Here is a 15184-nt window from a genome sequence, read left to right as displayed (position 1 = left end):
ATTGATCTCACGTCGGCCGACCTCACTTCGGGCGATACAGCCTGGTCAGACCCTCCTGGACGACTGCAGCAACCATATTTCCTCGGCTGTCGAAGATTCGTCCCTGCGTCAGTGCGCGACCGAAGCCCGCTGACGGCGACGTCTGGTCGTACAACAGCCACTCGTCGGCGCGGAACGGCCGCAGGAACCACATGGCGTGATCGAGCGAAGCGCTTTGCATGGCGACGTCCATGTGGGGGCCGCGAGAAGATCCGAGCAGCGTCATGTCGCTCATGTAGGCAAGCGTGCACACGTGAAATACCGGGTCGTCCGGGAGTGCCTCGCGGGAACGGAACCACACTTGCTGCTGCGCGGCAGCGCCCGGACGTTTGTCGATGTCGGCCTTCGGCACCATTCGAAGGTCCCAATCGGACCACTCACGCGCCAGCCACGCAGTCTCGGGATCCTCCGAATCCTGGGCGATGGCCAAGGTCTCGGGGTCAGGAACGGGTGGCATCTCGTCCTGGTGCTCGATGCCTTCGTCTTGGACGTGGAAGGACGCCGACATCGTGAAAATGGCTTGCCCGTCTTGAATTCCGGTGACCAAGCGGGTCGCGAACGATCGACCGTCCCGAACACGATCAACCAGAAAAACCGTGGGCTCCATCGGATTTCCCGGACGCAGGAAATATCCGTGCAACGAATGAACCGAGTAGGCCGGATCGACCGTGCGTACCGCCGACACCAATGCCTGTCCGGCGACCTGGCCGCCGAAAGTGCGGGTCAGGGTGGTCTCCGCGATGATTCCTCGAAAGATGTCCCGCTCGAGGCGTTCCAACTCCAGAATTTCTTCGATCCTCGCCATCGATGCTCCACATCTTCCCGTGTACCGACGTCTACCGACCTTCACACAATGCCTGACGCACCCCCGGCCACCAAAGTGGGCATCCGAAAACGTTGAGCGACGGGGCGCATCGACTCAGAATGGCGGTGGATCGTCTCCGCCGTCGAAGGTCCTCCTCCGGGCCTTCTTCTTCATTCGGAGGTGCATTCGTAACCGCTGCCGCCGGCGTTCCCCCCACACACGAGCGGCCTTGTTCTCCAGACGTGTGCGCCGACGCCGACCACCCTCGGGCAGCACAGGCTCGAGCATTCCCGCCAGCAGACCTGACGGCCTGGTTCGGTAGCAATGTCCGGTCGGCGAGGTCAGCATGACACTCCGGTCCGGGTTCGAGATATGCAACCACTGACCGGAATGCTTGAGGCGGTGATGGTTTCGACAATACGCACTCAGATTCGACGCCACGGTCTTTCCACCACAAGTGGGATCGCGATGATCAAAGGGCTCAGTGTGATCAAGATCTGAATTCCATGCAGCGACATCGCAGTGCAACCACTGGCAGCTTCCTGCGATCACCCGCACCCAGGTGTCGAGGACAGCGCCGGGGCGGTAGACCGACGCAGAAGGAACAACAGGCGGAGGTACTGGCTCGCCCTCACCGGAAGACTCGAGCGCGGCATCGGCTGGTACCTTCACCTTCCGAATCAGCGCACCCGCGGCGATGTCACGCGCATGCTCTGCACTGATCACTCCATAACCGTCGAGGTGAGCGGGTTCGTCTGCACCTGGTGCGTCACCGCCCTGAAGCGTTGATTCCAGCATGACCACGTGAACCAACGGCCGACGCACCACCACAATCCCGCTTCGATCTTGTGGGCACTCGTCCCGGCCGCAATCGCACGGCAGAATCGTCGACCCGGATACCAACGCTCCCAATGCGTCAGCTCGTCGTTGCTCGTACCTACGGGAATCGTGTCGACACACCGACATTGCCAACTCCCGCAACCGACGGTCGAAAGCCCGTGCTTCCTCCGCCGGAATACTCCCCAATATCCGCGCCATTCCGTCCTCGGCAGCGCTCACACCCACGAACCGATCAGCCAGGGCGCGGCGTCGACGTTCGCGTATCCCCTCGGGATCCACCACGGCGACGATCCGGTCGATAGCCGCTGTCAATCGGCGACCCGTCAAGCCGGTACCGCCAGGCATCGGTGGCGCCGAGATCTTCTCGAGGAGTTGCCGTTCCACCTCGTCGATCAAATCGTCGGCTACGTTGGCCGTAGCGGAGTCAATCAATCCGACTCGATACAGATCCAGTTCTCCGCGCGCCATGGCGGCACGCGTGCGATGGAGGCGAGTCTTGAGAGAAAAGCCGAGACCGATCAACTTTCCCGCTGCGGCACGGCCCATGGTCAATGCCGCGCCGAGCTCGGCCTCAGCCAGTTCGTGAGCGGTAGACGACCAAGCACCGTTATCAGTGTGGTCAGCGCTGCGACGCTCGAAAAACTCGGCAATGGCAGCCAGTTTCCGTTCCACGAGCATCGATTCGCGCGCATGCAGATCGGCGATGAGATCGATGAGGGCGCAGTCGGATTCAGCACCGGACAGCTGCGCTGCGGTACCCGAACTTCCTACTCCGTCATCGAACATTCCTCAACATTATTCGAATATACGTTCGATATCCATGATTTCCAGGAATCAGTCCGAACAATCCTGATTGACCGAAAATTGTTGCGGAGCAACCTTTGCGGCCACTCGTGTTCCGGCAACGGATTCCCCTACTGAACCAGGGCGTTGATAATGCGGGCAGCTTCGGCCGGGTAGATAGGGCGGTCGGACCCACCACTCAATACCCAGTGGACTGGACTACCTTCGTCTAGGACTCGGAGTTGCACGTCGAGCGGAACGCATCGATGTCAGCCGAGTCGACTCCAAAGACATGGACAATCTCATGCCCAGGTCGCCCCTCGAACTCGAAGATGTTCTCTACGACCTCGAGCAACTCGACGCTTCCCAACGTGACGCCGAGTTCCTCCGCGAACTCGCGCCGCAGCGCTGCCTCGGCCGTCTCACCGAACTCGATACCGCCACCGATCAATCGATGAAAGTTCTCCCCCGTGACAGAGTCCGTGCCGTCGAGTATGAGTATGTGACCGGAACGGACAGGTATCCCCAGTGAGATGTTACGAATTGACGACATACGACACAGTTTAGGTGGCCAACTCGAACACCATTTTGAATCCGACGACGGCGAATATCACCAAAAGTGATGGGGTGGGCGCAAATACGACTTGGACTTGCCGAGACTCCCGATGACAGACTCGAGCATCATTCCCAGACAAAAGAATCCATTGAGGAACTCGATGAACGACGCTAGTACCTGGACCGCACGACTCGCAGCACTCGACCTGACCCTCCCGCCTGTTGCCACCCCCGCAGGCTCATACCTTCCCGCCGTTCAGACGGGGTCATACGTCTACACGTCGGGGCAATTGCCGCTCGTCGACGGCACTACGACGTGCATCGGCAAGTTGGGCGAGGGCGTCTCCGTCGAAGACGCCGCCCAGGCGGCGCGGTTGTGCACTCTCAACGGACTCGCGGCAGTCGATGCCTTAGTCGGGCTCGATCGCATCGTTCGTGTCGTCAAGGTCGTTGGATTTGTTGCTTCCGGATCGGGATTCTCGCAGCAACCTCAGGTGATCAACGGTGCGTCCGACCTGCTGGCCGAGATCTTCGGTACCGCTGGACAACATGCCCGCTCTGCGATCGGCGTCGCCGAACTACCCCGAAACAGTGCCGTCGAGGTCGAGTTCGTGTTCGAGGTATCGGACAGCATCTGATCGGTCTGCCACACACCGAAGGGGCGGCGGTTGCCAACGCAACCGCCGCCCCTTCGTCTGTGAGGACTTTCAGGCACTGAGCCCGGTCGTCGAACCTGCTGTCACCAACCGCGCTCTGCGAGGCGGTGTCCGACCGGCAGGTCGTCGACGTTGATGCCGACCATTGCCTCGCCGAGTCCGCGCGAGACCTTGGCGAGCACGTCCGGGTCGTCGTAGAACGTGGTGGCCTTGACGATTGCCTCGGCGCGCTGCTTCGGGTTGCCGGACTTGAAGATGCCCGATCCGACGAACACGCCCTCGGCGCCGAGCTGCATCATCATCGCAGCGTCTGCCGGGGTGGCGATGCCGCCGGCGGTGAACATGGTGACAGGCAGCTTGCCGGCCTTGGCGACCTCGACGACCAGTTCGTACGGGGCCTGCAGTTCCTTGGCGGCTACGTACAGTTCGTCCTCGCTCAGCGAGGTCAACCGGCGGATCTCGCCGCGGATGGTGCGCATATGGGTGGTGGCGTTGGAGACGTCTCCGGTGCCTGCTTCACCCTTCGAGCGGATCATGGCCGCGCCTTCGTTGATGCGACGGAGCGCTTCGCCGAGGTTGGTGGCGCCACAGACGAAGGGGGCGGTGAACTTCCACTTGTCGATGTGGTTGGCGTAGTCGGCCGGGGTCAGGACCTCGGACTCGTCGATGTAGTCGACGCCGAGGCTCTGCAGGATCTGCGCTTCGACGAAGTGACCGATGCGTGCCTTCGCCATGACGGGGATGCTGACGGTGGAGATGATGCTGTCGATCATGTCCGGGTCACTCATGCGCGAGACGCCGCCCTGTGCGCGAATGTCTGCGGGGACCCGCTCGAGTGCCATGACGGCGACGGCGCCGGCGTCTTCGGCGATCTTGGCCTGCTCAGCGGTGACCACGTCCATGATCACACCGCCCTTGAGCATTTCAGCCATGCCGCGCTTGACGCGGGCGGTGCCGATGGCGGTGGTGGGGGCAGAGTCGGGGGTGCTCACAGCAAACTCCTGCAGTAGTGGCGTGACGAAAGAAACAAGGCACGGCGAACACACGAGTTCATTCGCGCGGAGGCCTCTGGCCAGAACTCTAGGACGAACCGGCCTTCGATTCCGTATCCAATTTGCCATTGCTGGCCTTAAACTGCCCGCGAGCACTGAACGACCGAACGATCAGCGGATGGAACGCACTTCCGGATCCTCGGAACCGTCCGCGATCGTCGCCGCTTCCACCAGGAGGTTTGCCAGATCCAACGGGTAGACCGGCTCACCGGACTTGGCCAATTGGCGGATCTCGTCGGCGCTGCACCAGCGATGGCCGGTGATGGCACGCTGCTCCAATTCCGTGTGGCCTTGGAAGACCGGCTCGAAGCCGTGAGTGCGCGTAGCGAAGAACAGCTCTTCCGAACGGATCAGCTCACCGTCGAACGGGAAGATCGCCACCCGACGCCAGAGCGGACCTCGCAGATTCTCCGGAGCCACGACGAATCCGGTCTCCTCCTCGATCTCACGAACGGCAGCCGCCCGCAGGTGTTCGCCGCGTTCGAGCCCGCCGCCGACGGTGAACCAGAAGTAAGTGTTCGGGATCTTGGGATCGTGCCCGCGCAACAGCAGCACCCGATCGTCCTCGTCCAGCATCACCACGCGAGCAGAGGTCCGTGACGTATCCACGGTGATGCCCTCGGGCACCGCCGCCGCGGTCGTGCGCTCGGAGATCTCGAAATACTGAGGCAGCGGTGCCGTTCCCCCGAGATGTAGCCAGCGAACAAGTCGACGCGTACGCAACGCGAGAGTGTCTCGCACCGCGTCGTTGTGGAACCGCCGGGCGATCAGCACGCGCGCCTCGGCATCGGCCAGTTCGGCGACCAGTTGAGGTCGCAGCGACGTCGTGCCGTAGGCAGCAAGAGCATTGGACAGCCGGTTCTCGGCAAGCTCGCGATCCTGACGATCCGCACGTTCGGCGGCGTCCGCCAAGGTGACGAATCTGCGGGCGTCGTCGGCGCTCATGTCCACAGCCGCCGCGCGGACAACCGCGGCACGACGGGACAGAGCCGCATCGAGCGCCAACCACGACTGATCCGAACGCACATGCAGTCGATCGAGTCGGTTCGCCGTCCCGTACGCCCACAGTCCGACGACCAGGACGACGGCAGCGACGAGCCCGAGAATGAAGATCGTCAGAGCGGAGAAGGTCATGAACCCACCACGCGTACGCCGGTGCCGCCAACCGTGACGGTCTCGTAGACACGCAGGATCTGTTCGGCCACCACCGGCCAGTCGTATTCGGCAACAACACTTGTCGCGGTGTTGACCAGCGCGCGTCGTCGATCCGGGTCACCGAGAACGGAATCGATTGCCTCTGCCAAGGCATCGGAGTTCCCGATGGGGACCAGCAAGCCGGCCTGACCGTCGCGAAGAACACGGCGAAAAGCGTCCAACTCACTGGCCACGACGGCAGTGCCAGCCGCCATGGCCTCGACCAGCACGATCCCGAAGCTCTCACCGCCGAGATTGGGCGCGCAGTAGACGTCCGCACTGCGAAGCGCCGACGCTTTCTCCTCGTCACTGACCTGCCCGAGCAGGCGGAGATGCTTGAAGTACTTGCCCGCCTCTTTGCGGAGTTTCTCCTCGTCGCCGCGTCCGACCACGATCACCTCGAGATCCGGGTGACGCTCGACCAACTCCGGCAGTGCACCGAGGAGGACGGCCATCCCCTTGCGCGGTTCGTCGTAGCGCCCGAGGAACAGAATGGTTCCACCCTCGCGCGGATAGCCGGGCAACATGTCGGCCTCGGCAAACGCTGCGACATCGACGCCGTTGGGAATTTCGACCGCGTCGGATCCGAGGGACTCGACCTGCCAACGACGCGCCAACTCCGAGACTGCGATCCGGCCACTGATCTTCTCGAGATACGGAGCCAAGACACCCTGAAAAGTGCTCAGCACCAACGACTTCGTGGTCGACGTGTGGAAGGTGGCGACGATCGGGCCTTCCGCGATACGCAACGCGAGCATGGACAGACTCGGCGCATTGGGTTCGTGGATATGTAGAACGTCGAAGTCACCTTCCGCGATGAACTTGCGGAGGCGGTTGTTCGCCGTCGGGCCGAAAGACAACCGTGCAACAGAACCGTTGTAGGGAATCGCGACGGCTTTACCTGCGGAAACCACAAAATCCGGCAACTCGTCGTCATCGGACGACGGCGCAAGCACACTCACTTTGTGACCACGTTCGATCAGCACCTCTGCCAGATCCACCACGTGCGCCTGCACACCACCGGGGACGTCGAAGGAGTACGGGCAGATCATGCCGATCTTCATTCACCCTCCATGCGGGCGAGCCGCGATTCGGAGAGGTCGGAGCGCCACAGCGGCTGAAGCATGTGCCAGTCAGCGGGGTGCGCTGCGATGTTGACCGCGAAACGGTCGGCAAGTGCCTGCGTGGCCGGGCCGACTCCGCCGGATACGTCGATCGGCGGGTCGATCTTGAAACCCCAACCGTCGGGAGTGAACCAGCAGTGGACCGGAAGTAGCGGCGCGCCGGTGTCGATCGCGAGCTTCGCCGGGCCGGCGGGCATGCGAGTGGGTTCTCCGAAGAAGGTGACGGGCACACCCTTCTTCGCCAGATCGCGCTCCCCCAGCAAGCACACGATCTTGTTCTCGCGCAGATGCTTGGACAGTTCGACGAACGGAGGATGCTCCCCGCCGCTGAGCGGAAAGATCTCGAAACCGAGACTCTCGCGGTATTCGACAAACCGTTCGTACAGGGATTCGGGCTTGAGCCGCTCGGCAACGGAGGTCAACCCACCCCATTGCTGAACACACCACACGCCGGCCATGTCCCAATTACCGCTGTGGGGCAGCGCCAATACCGCGCCATGACCTGCTGCCATTGCTTTTTCCAGATGTTCCTGGCCCTCGACCAGCGCATGCAACGCCTTACCTGTCGCGACCAGGTCCATCGACGGTAGACGGAATGCCTCACGCCAGTACCGGGCGTACGAGCGCATAGAATCCTTGATCAACTGATCCGGAACTTCCTCCGGCGTCGTGCCCAGAACTCTCGCGAGGTTCTTCCTGAGTTGTTCGGGTCCGCCCTTGCGTACCGCGAAATCCGCTCCGGCGTCGAACAGCTTGACCGCCACCGATTCCGGCAGGCTTCGCACCAGACGCCAACCCGCGGCGTATCCCAGGTCGGTTGCACGCTCGGCAAAGCTCATTTCTCTGCCTCGCCGTCCGTGTCCGGCGCACCTTCGACCGTCGATGCGGCCGGGGCGATCGGCAGAAGTTCCCGAGCGCCAGGGGAATTGCGCACCGCGAGCACTCGCTGGAAGACCGTCACGATGCTTCCGGCGGCAAGTACCCACATCGCGATGTGGATTGCCCACGGAAGACCCATACCCGTCAGGCCGGATCCGACCAACACGATGATCAGTCGGTCCGGGCGCTCGATCCACCCGCCGTCCGCAGTCAGCCCGCTCGCCTCCGCACGCGCCTTCGCGTACGAGATGACCTGCGAGGTGACGAGGCAGATGAGCGTCGCGACGAGCAGCCACTTGCTGTTCTCGTGGTAGACCGCCCACCAGGCCAGGCCGGCAAAAATCGCGCCGTCGGCTACGCGGTCGCAGGTCGCGTCCAGTACGGCCCCGTACCGCGTTCCGCCGCCGCGAGCACGAGCCATTGCGCCGTCGAGCATGTCGAACATGACGAAGAACCAGATGAACATGGTTCCCCAGAACAGATGTCCGGACGGAAACAGCGTCACCGCACCGGCGACGCTTGCCACCGTGCCGATCACCGTCACCGAGTCCGGCGTCAGACCGGTCTTGACCAGCGCCTTCCCCATAGGTGCCGTCACCTTGGACACCGATGCGCGCCCGAAGAAGCTCAACACCGCAGGAACCCTCCCCGTCGTGAGTTCCGGTTCGGAACTCGTTGCAGCAATGCATCCTGCCATGAAGCCGGATGCGTCAACCTATTGTTGCCAGGCACCGGCGAGTAGTCCCCTGGTCTCCCGCAGCAATTGCGGCATCACCTTTACCCCACCGAGCACGGTGATGAAGTTGGCGTCGCCGCCCCAACGTGGCACTACGTGTTGGTGAAGGTGCTCGGACAGCGAACCGCCCGCAGCGGCACCGAGATTCAGGCCGACGTTGAATCCGTGAGGATTCGACACGCTCTTGATCACCCGCAACGCCTGCTGGGTGAACGCCATCAACTCGGCGCTCTCCTCCGGCGTCAGGTCTTCGAGTGCCGCAACCTTGCGGTACGGAACCACCATCAGGTGCCCCGGGTTGTACGGATACAGGTTCAGAACCGCATAGACATGCTCACCGCGGGCAACGATGAGCCCTTCTTCGTCCGACATCTTCGGAATGTCGATGAACGGTTCACCTGTCGTGCCCGGGGTGTTGGGCGCCTCGGTGATGTACGACATCCGATGCGGCGACCAAATGCGCTGCAAATGGTCAGGGTCACCGACGCCGTGGTCGATCAGCGAACCCGGACCGTCGTCACCGGGGGCGCTCACTGCGCCACGCTTGGCTGCACCAGTTCGGCTGTCGGCGAGGCGTTCTCGCGGCGGCCGATCCACTCGGTGATGATCCGGACGGCGTCGTCGACGGGAATGCCGTTAATCTGGGTGCCGTCGCGGAAACGGAAGCTGACCGCGCCGGCCTCCACGTCACGCTCGCCCGCGAGGAGCATGAACGGGACCTTTTGCGTGGTGTGGTTACGGATCTTCTTCTGCATACGGTCGTCACTGAAGTCGACCTCGGCGCGAACACCGGCTGCCTTGAGCTTCTTCGTGACGTCGAACAGGTGATCGGCGAAGGCCTCGGCCACCGGGATTCCGACGACCTGCACCGGCGCCAGCCACGCCGGGAACGCGCCCGCGTAGTGCTCGGTCAGGACACCGAAGAACCGCTCGATCGAGCCGAACAGCGCGCGGTGGATCATGACCGGACGAGTCTTGACGCCGTCGTTGCCGGTGTATTCGAGCTCGAACCGCTCGGGCAGGTTGAAGTCGAGCTGGATGGTCGACATCTGCCAGGTGCGGCCGAGTGCGTCCTTGACCTGAACGGAGATCTTGGGACCGTAGAACGCGGCTCCGCCCGGATCCGGCACCAGAGTCAGGCCGGAAGCTTCGCCGACCTCGGCGAGCGTTGCGGTCGCCTCTTCCCAGACGTCGTCGCTACCGACGAACTTGTCCGGGTTCTTGGTGGACAGTTCGAGGTAGAAGTCGTCGAGGCCGTAGTCCTTGAGCAGGTTCAGAACGAACTGCAGGGTGGTGGTCAGCTCGTCGCGCATCTGCTCACGGGTGCAGTAGATGTGAGCGTCGTCCTGGGTCATGCCGCGCACGCGGGTCAGGCCGTGGATGACGCCGGACTTCTCGTAGCGGTAGACCGAGCCGAATTCGAAGAGCCGCAACGGCAATTCACGGTACGAGCGTCCGCGAGCACGGAAGATCAGGTTGTGCATCGGGCAGTTCATCGGCTTGAGGTAGTAGTCCTGGCCCGGCTTGCGCACGGTGCCGTCCTCGTTCAGTTCCTCGTCGACGTGCATCGCCGGGAACATGCCGTCGCGGTACCAGTCGAGGTGACCGGAAACCTCGTACAGATGCCCCTTGGTGATGTGCGGAGTGTTGACGAACTCGTAGCCCGCCTCGATGTGGCGGCTGCGCGAGTAGTTCTCCATCTCGGTGCGGATGATGCCGCCCTTGGGATGGAACACCGGCAGACCCGAACCGAGCTCGTCGGGGAAGCTGAAGAGGTCCAGTTCGGTACCGAGCTTGCGGTGATCACGACGCTCGGCCTCGGCGAGCAGTTCGAGGTATTCGTCCTGAGCCTCGGTGGACTCCCACGCGGTGCCGTAGACACGCTGAAGATCGGCGTTGTCCTGGTTGCCACGCCAGTAGGCGGCGGAGCTTCGGGTCAACTTGAAGGCCGGGATGTGCTTGGTGGTCGGAATGTGCGGGCCGCGGCACAGATCGGACCAGATCTTGTCGCCGGTACGAGGATCGAGATTGTCGTAGATGGTCAGCTCGTTGCCGCCCACCTCCATGATCTCGGGATCGTCGATACCGGACTTGTCGTCGATCAATTCGAGCTTGAAGGGCTCGTCGGCCAACTCGACCCGAGCGTCCTCGATCGAATCGACGACTCGACGCGAAAAGCGCTGTGATCCCTTGATGATCTGCTTCATACGCTTTTCGAGCTTGGCCAGATCCTCCGGAGTGAACGGGCGGTCCACCGCGAAGTCGTAGTAGAAGCCGTCCTTGATCGGCGGACCGATGCCGAGCTTCGCGTCGGGGAATTCTTTCTGAACCGCCTGCGCGAGGACGTGGGCCGCGGAGTGCCGGATGACGCTGCGGCCGTCCTCGGTGGATGCTGCCACCGGCTCGACGTCGACATCGACCTCAGGTGTCCACGACAGATCCTTGAGCGTTCCCTCGCCATCGCGGACAACGACGATCACGTCGGGCCCCTTCGTGGGGTATCCGGCTTCGCGCACTGCAGTCCCGGCGGTCGTCCCCGCGGGCACCCGAAGTGGGGCGGCTGAGTGCTCTGGCGCGGGACTGGTCACGGCGATGTGCTCCTAAAGGTATTGCGACAAGTTAGACAGGCGTCGTACCCACTGCGAGCACGCGCACGATCATGTTATCGGCCCTACCGACATGGTGAGACAACCGAGTGAAGGAAACCGGGCCGCGTTCAACTCACAGCGGCGACTCGAGCCACGAGTAGTCCAGGCCCACCCATGTCCCGATCAGGCCGAAAGTGCCGAGCACCCACAAAGTCGCCAGGACGATCACTGTGGTGAACAGAACGCCCAACCCTTTGACGAACAGCGACTGCTTGCCGAACCATTCCATGAACCGGTCGTATCGAGCCTTCGCGAAATGAAGGAGTCGATGTGCCCACGCGAACTCCGACGCCAGGATGCCGAGGCCGGCGAAAACGATGAGCCAACCGGGCCCGGGGTACGGAATAGCCACGATGCCGGCGGCGAACACGATCGTGCCCACGACTCCGACGCCGATGCGGTACGCAAGATTGAGGGTGGGCCGCGCGGCGATTCCCGCGCGCCACCGCTCCCAGCGGGACTCTGCGTCCTGGAAGACGGACAGGTCTGAATCGTCGACGGAAGAATCGACCTTTTCGGTACTCAAAGCAGTCACCTTTTCGGTCGCGAAATGTCTCTTCGACCAGGCTACCGAAATCGTCGCCCGGCGACCTGCGACGACGGTCTGCATGCCGAAATAACCGTGCCCTCGAACAGCTGTGCCCTCGACCAGCTGTGCTCTCAAACGACTGAAGGCGTCCCCGATGATCGGGAACGCCTTCAGTGTTTTTCTGTGGTCCCGGCTGGGATCGAACCAGCGACCTTCCGCGTGTGAAGCGGACGCTCTCCCACTGAGCCACGGGACCGTAAGTCATCCGAACGCATGCGCTCGAACGAGTTGGAACATTAACACGGCTGCGCGATGAATACGAATCACCAGGTTGGCATTCGTTTTGCTCCAGGCGACCCCGAAATCTACGAATTCGAGCTGATTTCAGACCGTATTCATCGCCAAGACGGACAGTTGCAACGCGCGCAACGGGCCGATTCGACTCCGAACAAGCCACTGAGCTGGTGATTTGTGTGTATCCGACACGGTCGGCTAATGTTTCCAACGCACCGAGGAGAGCGAGCAGCTCCCCAAGCAACACGGTGCGATGCGGACGTGGCGCAGCTGGTAGCGCACAACCTTGCCAAGGTTGGGGTCGCGGGTTCGAATCCCGTCGTCCGCTCGAGAGGTGTGACTCAACCTTTTACGGTGGAGTGGCCGAGTGGTGAGGCAACGGCCTGCAAAGCCGTGCACACGGGTTCGATTCCCGTCTCCACCTCGCGCGATTAGCTCAGCGGGAGAGCGCTTCCCTGACACGGAAGAGGTCACTGGTTCAATCCCAGTATCGCGCACCACGTCAGGCCCTAGGGCCTGATGGTCAAGACCTGCTTGCAGGTCTGATAAGTTAGAAAAGTACTGAGTTCCGGTAACGGAGTTCATTGCTCATGCGGACGTGGCGCAGCTGGTAGCGCACAACCTTGCCAAGGTTGGGGTCGCGGGTTCGAATCCCGTCGTCCGCTCCATTTTTCTCCAGAACCCGCGCGATTAGCTCAGCGGGAGAGCGCTTCCCTGACACGGAAGAGGTCACTGGTTCAATCCCAGTATCGCGCACCATTTGAGAATGCAAGAAGCCGGAACCTCAGGGTTCCGGCTTTTTGCGTTCGAGCGCCGAACACACGGGCCGCAGTACTGACGCAAGCCCCCTCGGGAATCCACGTCAGTACTGCGGTTGATGTAGCTGATCAGATTGTTGTAACTGCTCAGTGAGAGAAGCGGTTCGCTGCCGAAGTCATCGCGCGCAGCGAGGACTCCGTCGACGACTCCGCAATACCCATCGCCCAGCTCCGACGGCCGTCGCACTCGGTGAAGATGAACGTCGCAGTGCGGTGGCCGATCTGGTGCTGATGGAAAGACAGGATCTCGAGCGAGATTCCCGCGTCGTGCAGCATCGACGTCATGGCCGAGATCGCGCCGGTCGAGGTGGCGGACGCTTTCTGGATACGCTCCCCCAGACCGAGAGTCGCTTCGAAGGTCCAACGACCCGGCGCAATCTTCTCGGAGGACCACGCACCCAGACGGATCGGGCCGCTCATAGCCGCATACGTGGACTCGAACTCGGTCCACGACATCGCTGAGCATTCGGCACGCAAGCCGGCGGGCAGAGATTTGCCGTGACGCGCCGCGAAGGGATCAGCAGCAGAAGAAGAATCAGAAGCGAAAGCGAAGTTGTAAGTCATGATCGTGGTCTTCCTGGAATGAAGTGGAGGACCAACTGGTAGCAAGACGACCCGCAGCGAGGGGTCGGTCCGATTCAGACCCCGCTACGGCGGCTTACTACGAGAATTCGCTTCATGAGAGACGAGGCTAGGCGGCCCGGTTCGAGAATGCAACCCAGACCGCCTCCGCACAGGTCAGACCTGAGCCGCTTTGTGCTCGGCGATGAGGGCGCGATACCACTCGAACGAGGTCTTCGGAGTGCGCTTCTGGGTGTCGAAATCGACGTGCACCAGGCCGAATCGCTCTTTGTATCCCGCAGCCCATTCGAAGTTGTCGAGAAGTGACCACACAAAATAACCGCGGACGTCGACACCGTCGTCCATTGCCGATCGGAGGGCGCGAAGGTGCGCATCGTGGTAGTCGATTCGTGCTTCGTCGTCGACGACGCCTGCGGCATCCGGGGCGTCGTGGAATGAACATCCGCTTTCGGTGATGTAGATCGGCGGCAGTGCGTCACCGAAGCGGGCGTGGAACGTCCGCAAGATCTCGCCCAGCCCCTCGGGAACGATCGGCCAACCGAAATCGGTTGTGGGATAACCGGTAATCGCGACAGGGGCAAAGGGCAGGCCCGGGGGCAGGTCGACTTCGAGCACACCTTCGGTCCCCTGGCCTTCCACCGGAGCAGCAATCATCGTCGGCTCGTAGTAGTTGATCCCGTACCAGTCGAGCGGCGCCCCGATGATTTTCAAGTCCTCGTCGACAGGACCGCTGAGCAGCTGAGCGAATTCGTCGGCCGGGTACTTCCCGACCAGAACCGGGTCGGCGAACATCCAATTGACGACGTGGTCGTAGATGTCGGCAGCCATCACGTCTTCCGGCGAATCCGAAGCGGCACGCACCGGAGCATGGTTCGAGGCGATTCCGATGTTCGTGCATCCGGTTGCCCGAAGCGCTTCGACAGCGAGGCCATGCCCGAGCAGCTGGTGATGTGCGGCTTGGAAAGCCTCGAACCCCAAGGCCAGTCCGGGGGCGTGAACTCCGAGGGCATGCCCGTAAAGCGTGTGCACAACTGGTTCGTTGAGCGGCATCCACATTCCGACCCGATCCGACAGCCGCTCGCCGACGACCTGCGCATACTCCCCCAGCCGATACGAGGTGTCGCGGTTCATCCAGCCGCCCTGCTCCTGCAAGGCAAGGGGCAGATCCCAGTGAAAGAGCGTGACAGCGGCAGTAATTCCCGCCGAACACAGTCGGTCGATCAGGCGGTCGTAGAAGTCGAGCCCCTTCGTATTCACTGCCCCCGATCCGGTGGGCAGAATGCGCGACCACGACAGAGACAGCCGATAAGCGTCGAGCCCGAGCTGATTCATCAGCTCGATGTCCGACTCCCAGCGGTGATAATGATCGGCAGCGACCGTCCCGGTGTCGCCCCCGACGACAACACCGGGACGGTCACAGAACTCGTCCCAGATCGACGGTCCGCGACCGTCTTCGGCCACTGCTCCTTCGATTTGATAGGCCGCAGTGGCGGTTCCCCAGACGAAGGAAGTCGGAAATTCTGGTGTCGGCTGCCGAGTCATGTCGGTCAGTTAATCAAAGAACCGTGCAAAACACGCAGCTTTGTTGGACACTCGACCAGTATCAAGATCCAGTACCGTTCGGCCTAACCGAACGAACGAGACAAAGGC

The 15184-nt window shown here is 62.2% G+C and carries 14 protein-coding genes and 6 tRNA genes; 6 read left to right on the top strand and 14 right to left on the bottom strand.

Annotated elements, in window-relative coordinates; genetic code table 11:
• Positions 1 to 22: 22 nt before the first annotated feature.
• From KTR60_RS13810 to KTR60_RS13800, 3 genes are all read right to left on the bottom strand, one after another.
• Complete coding sequence (locus tag KTR60_RS13810; RefSeq protein WP_003943337.1) at positions 23 to 844, bottom strand: acyl-CoA thioesterase; 822 nt, start codon at positions 842 to 844, stop codon at positions 23 to 25.
• A gap of 114 nt (positions 845 to 958) precedes the next feature.
• Positions 959 to 2470 carry an HNH endonuclease signature motif containing protein gene (locus tag KTR60_RS13805; RefSeq protein ID WP_050656605.1) on the bottom strand — a complete coding sequence of 504 codons (1512 nt, stop codon included), beginning with the start codon at positions 2468 to 2470 and terminating at the stop codon, positions 959 to 961.
• Positions 2471 to 2696: 226 nt separating this feature from the next.
• Entirely contained in the window at positions 2697 to 3020 is a 324-nt protein-coding gene (locus KTR60_RS13800; protein ID WP_050656606.1) for an NUDIX domain-containing protein, read from the bottom strand.
• Between the two features lie 163 nt (positions 3021 to 3183).
• On the opposite strand from KTR60_RS13800, the gene KTR60_RS13795 reads away from it, so the two are divergent.
• Complete coding sequence (locus KTR60_RS13795) at positions 3184 to 3660, top strand: RidA family protein (RefSeq protein WP_020969521.1); 477 nt, start codon at positions 3184 to 3186, stop codon at positions 3658 to 3660.
• A 101-nt stretch (positions 3661 to 3761) separates the two neighbouring features.
• Here KTR60_RS13795 and pdxS read toward each other — a convergent pair whose 3' ends face one another.
• The 9 genes from pdxS to KTR60_RS13750 all read right to left on the bottom strand — a co-directional run bounded on the left by pdxS (position 3762) and on the right by KTR60_RS13750 (position 12096).
• Positions 3762 to 4670: a pyridoxal 5'-phosphate synthase lyase subunit PdxS gene (gene pdxS, locus KTR60_RS13790; protein ID WP_003943338.1), complete on the bottom strand. Its 909-nt coding sequence runs from the start codon at positions 4668 to 4670 to the stop codon at positions 3762 to 3764.
• Positions 4671 to 4841: 171 nt separating this feature from the next.
• Positions 4842 to 5864, bottom strand: a complete 1023-nt coding sequence (locus tag KTR60_RS13785) for an NUDIX hydrolase (RefSeq protein ID WP_192712464.1) — start codon at positions 5862 to 5864, stop codon at positions 4842 to 4844.
• Positions 5861 to 6988 carry a glycosyltransferase family 4 protein gene (locus KTR60_RS13780; protein ID WP_054188503.1) on the bottom strand — a complete coding sequence of 376 codons (1128 nt, stop codon included), beginning with the start codon at positions 6986 to 6988 and terminating at the stop codon, positions 5861 to 5863. Before KTR60_RS13780 ends, KTR60_RS13785 begins: the two co-directional genes overlap by 4 nt.
• The gene (locus KTR60_RS13775; RefSeq protein WP_042919909.1) at positions 6985 to 7887 is read right to left on the bottom strand and encodes a phosphatidylinositol mannoside acyltransferase; all 903 of its coding nucleotides are present in this window, start codon (positions 7885 to 7887) and stop codon (positions 6985 to 6987) included. The genes KTR60_RS13780 and KTR60_RS13775 overlap by 4 nt, the downstream gene beginning before the upstream one ends.
• The gene (gene pgsA / locus KTR60_RS13770) at positions 7884 to 8561 is read right to left on the bottom strand and encodes a phosphatidylinositol phosphate synthase (protein WP_007732918.1); all 678 of its coding nucleotides are present in this window, start codon (positions 8559 to 8561) and stop codon (positions 7884 to 7886) included. The genes KTR60_RS13775 and pgsA overlap by 4 nt, the downstream gene beginning before the upstream one ends.
• Before the next feature lie 81 nt (positions 8562 to 8642).
• The gene (locus KTR60_RS13765; RefSeq protein WP_003943307.1) at positions 8643 to 9197 is read right to left on the bottom strand and encodes an HIT family protein; all 555 of its coding nucleotides are present in this window, start codon (positions 9195 to 9197) and stop codon (positions 8643 to 8645) included.
• Positions 9194 to 11251, bottom strand: a complete 2058-nt coding sequence (gene thrS, locus KTR60_RS13760) for a threonine--tRNA ligase (RefSeq protein WP_007732914.1) — start codon at positions 11249 to 11251, stop codon at positions 9194 to 9196. Before thrS ends, KTR60_RS13765 begins: the two co-directional genes overlap by 4 nt.
• A gap of 133 nt (positions 11252 to 11384) precedes the next feature.
• Positions 11385 to 11837: a TIGR02611 family protein gene (locus KTR60_RS13755; RefSeq protein WP_030536868.1), complete on the bottom strand. Its 453-nt coding sequence runs from the start codon at positions 11835 to 11837 to the stop codon at positions 11385 to 11387.
• Positions 11838 to 12024: 187 nt separating this feature from the next.
• Positions 12025 to 12096: transfer RNA gene (locus KTR60_RS13750), tRNA-Val, on the bottom strand.
• Positions 12097 to 12389: 293 nt separating this feature from the next.
• On the opposite strand from KTR60_RS13750, the gene KTR60_RS13745 reads away from it, so the two are divergent.
• From KTR60_RS13745 to KTR60_RS13725, 5 genes are all read left to right on the top strand, one after another.
• Positions 12390 to 12462: transfer RNA gene (locus KTR60_RS13745), tRNA-Gly, on the top strand.
• A gap of 25 nt (positions 12463 to 12487) precedes the next feature.
• Positions 12488 to 12558: transfer RNA gene (locus tag KTR60_RS13740), tRNA-Cys, on the top strand.
• 1 nt (position 12559) lies between these two features.
• Positions 12560 to 12634: transfer RNA gene (locus KTR60_RS13735), tRNA-Val, on the top strand.
• 92 nt (positions 12635 to 12726) lie between these two features.
• Positions 12727 to 12802 (top strand) — tRNA-Gly (locus KTR60_RS13730).
• 16 nt (positions 12803 to 12818) lie between these two features.
• A tRNA-Val gene (locus KTR60_RS13725) sits at positions 12819 to 12893 on the top strand.
• A gap of 146 nt (positions 12894 to 13039) precedes the next feature.
• Here KTR60_RS13725 and KTR60_RS13720 read toward each other — a convergent pair.
• Entirely contained in the window at positions 13040 to 13516 is a 477-nt protein-coding gene (locus KTR60_RS13720) for an alpha-isopropylmalate synthase regulatory domain-containing protein (RefSeq protein ID WP_003942597.1), read from the bottom strand.
• A gap of 174 nt (positions 13517 to 13690) precedes the next feature.
• Positions 13691 to 15076 carry a GH1 family beta-glucosidase gene (locus tag KTR60_RS13715; RefSeq protein WP_050656610.1) on the bottom strand — a complete coding sequence of 462 codons (1386 nt, stop codon included), beginning with the start codon at positions 15074 to 15076 and terminating at the stop codon, positions 13691 to 13693.
• Between the last annotated feature and the right edge of the window lie 108 nt (positions 15077 to 15184).

This window comes from Rhodococcus sp. C1, assembly GCF_020809065.1.
GTDB lineage: Bacteria > Actinomycetota > Actinomycetes > Mycobacteriales > Mycobacteriaceae > Rhodococcus_F > Rhodococcus_F qingshengii.
Note: the sequence above shows the minus strand (reverse complement) of the source record. Positions and strands in the feature narration are given on the sequence as shown.

Coding starts and splice junctions, on each gene's coding strand:
- KTR60_RS13785 (WP_192712464.1), bottom strand. CDS start 5,864: ATGACCTTCTCCGCTCTGACGATCTTCATTCTCGGGCTCGTCGCTGCC.
- KTR60_RS13720 (WP_003942597.1), bottom strand. CDS start 13,516: ATGACTTACAACTTCGCTTTCGCTTCTGATTCTTCTTCTGCTGCTGAT.
- KTR60_RS13795 (WP_020969521.1), top strand. CDS start 3,184: ATGAACGACGCTAGTACCTGGACCGCACGACTCGCAGCACTCGACCTG.
- KTR60_RS13805 (WP_050656605.1), bottom strand. CDS start 2,470: ATGTTCGATGACGGAGTAGGAAGTTCGGGTACCGCAGCGCAGCTGTCC.
- KTR60_RS13715 (WP_050656610.1), bottom strand. CDS start 15,076: ATGACTCGGCAGCCGACACCAGAATTTCCGACTTCCTTCGTCTGGGGA.
- KTR60_RS13800 (WP_050656606.1), bottom strand. CDS start 3,020: ATGTCGTCAATTCGTAACATCTCACTGGGGATACCTGTCCGTTCCGGT.
- KTR60_RS13775 (WP_042919909.1), bottom strand. CDS start 7,887: ATGAGCTTTGCCGAGCGTGCAACCGACCTGGGATACGCCGCGGGTTGG.
- KTR60_RS13810 (WP_003943337.1), bottom strand. CDS start 844: ATGGCGAGGATCGAAGAAATTCTGGAGTTGGAACGCCTCGAGCGGGAC.
- KTR60_RS13780 (WP_054188503.1), bottom strand. CDS start 6,988: ATGAAGATCGGCATGATCTGCCCGTACTCCTTCGACGTCCCCGGTGGT.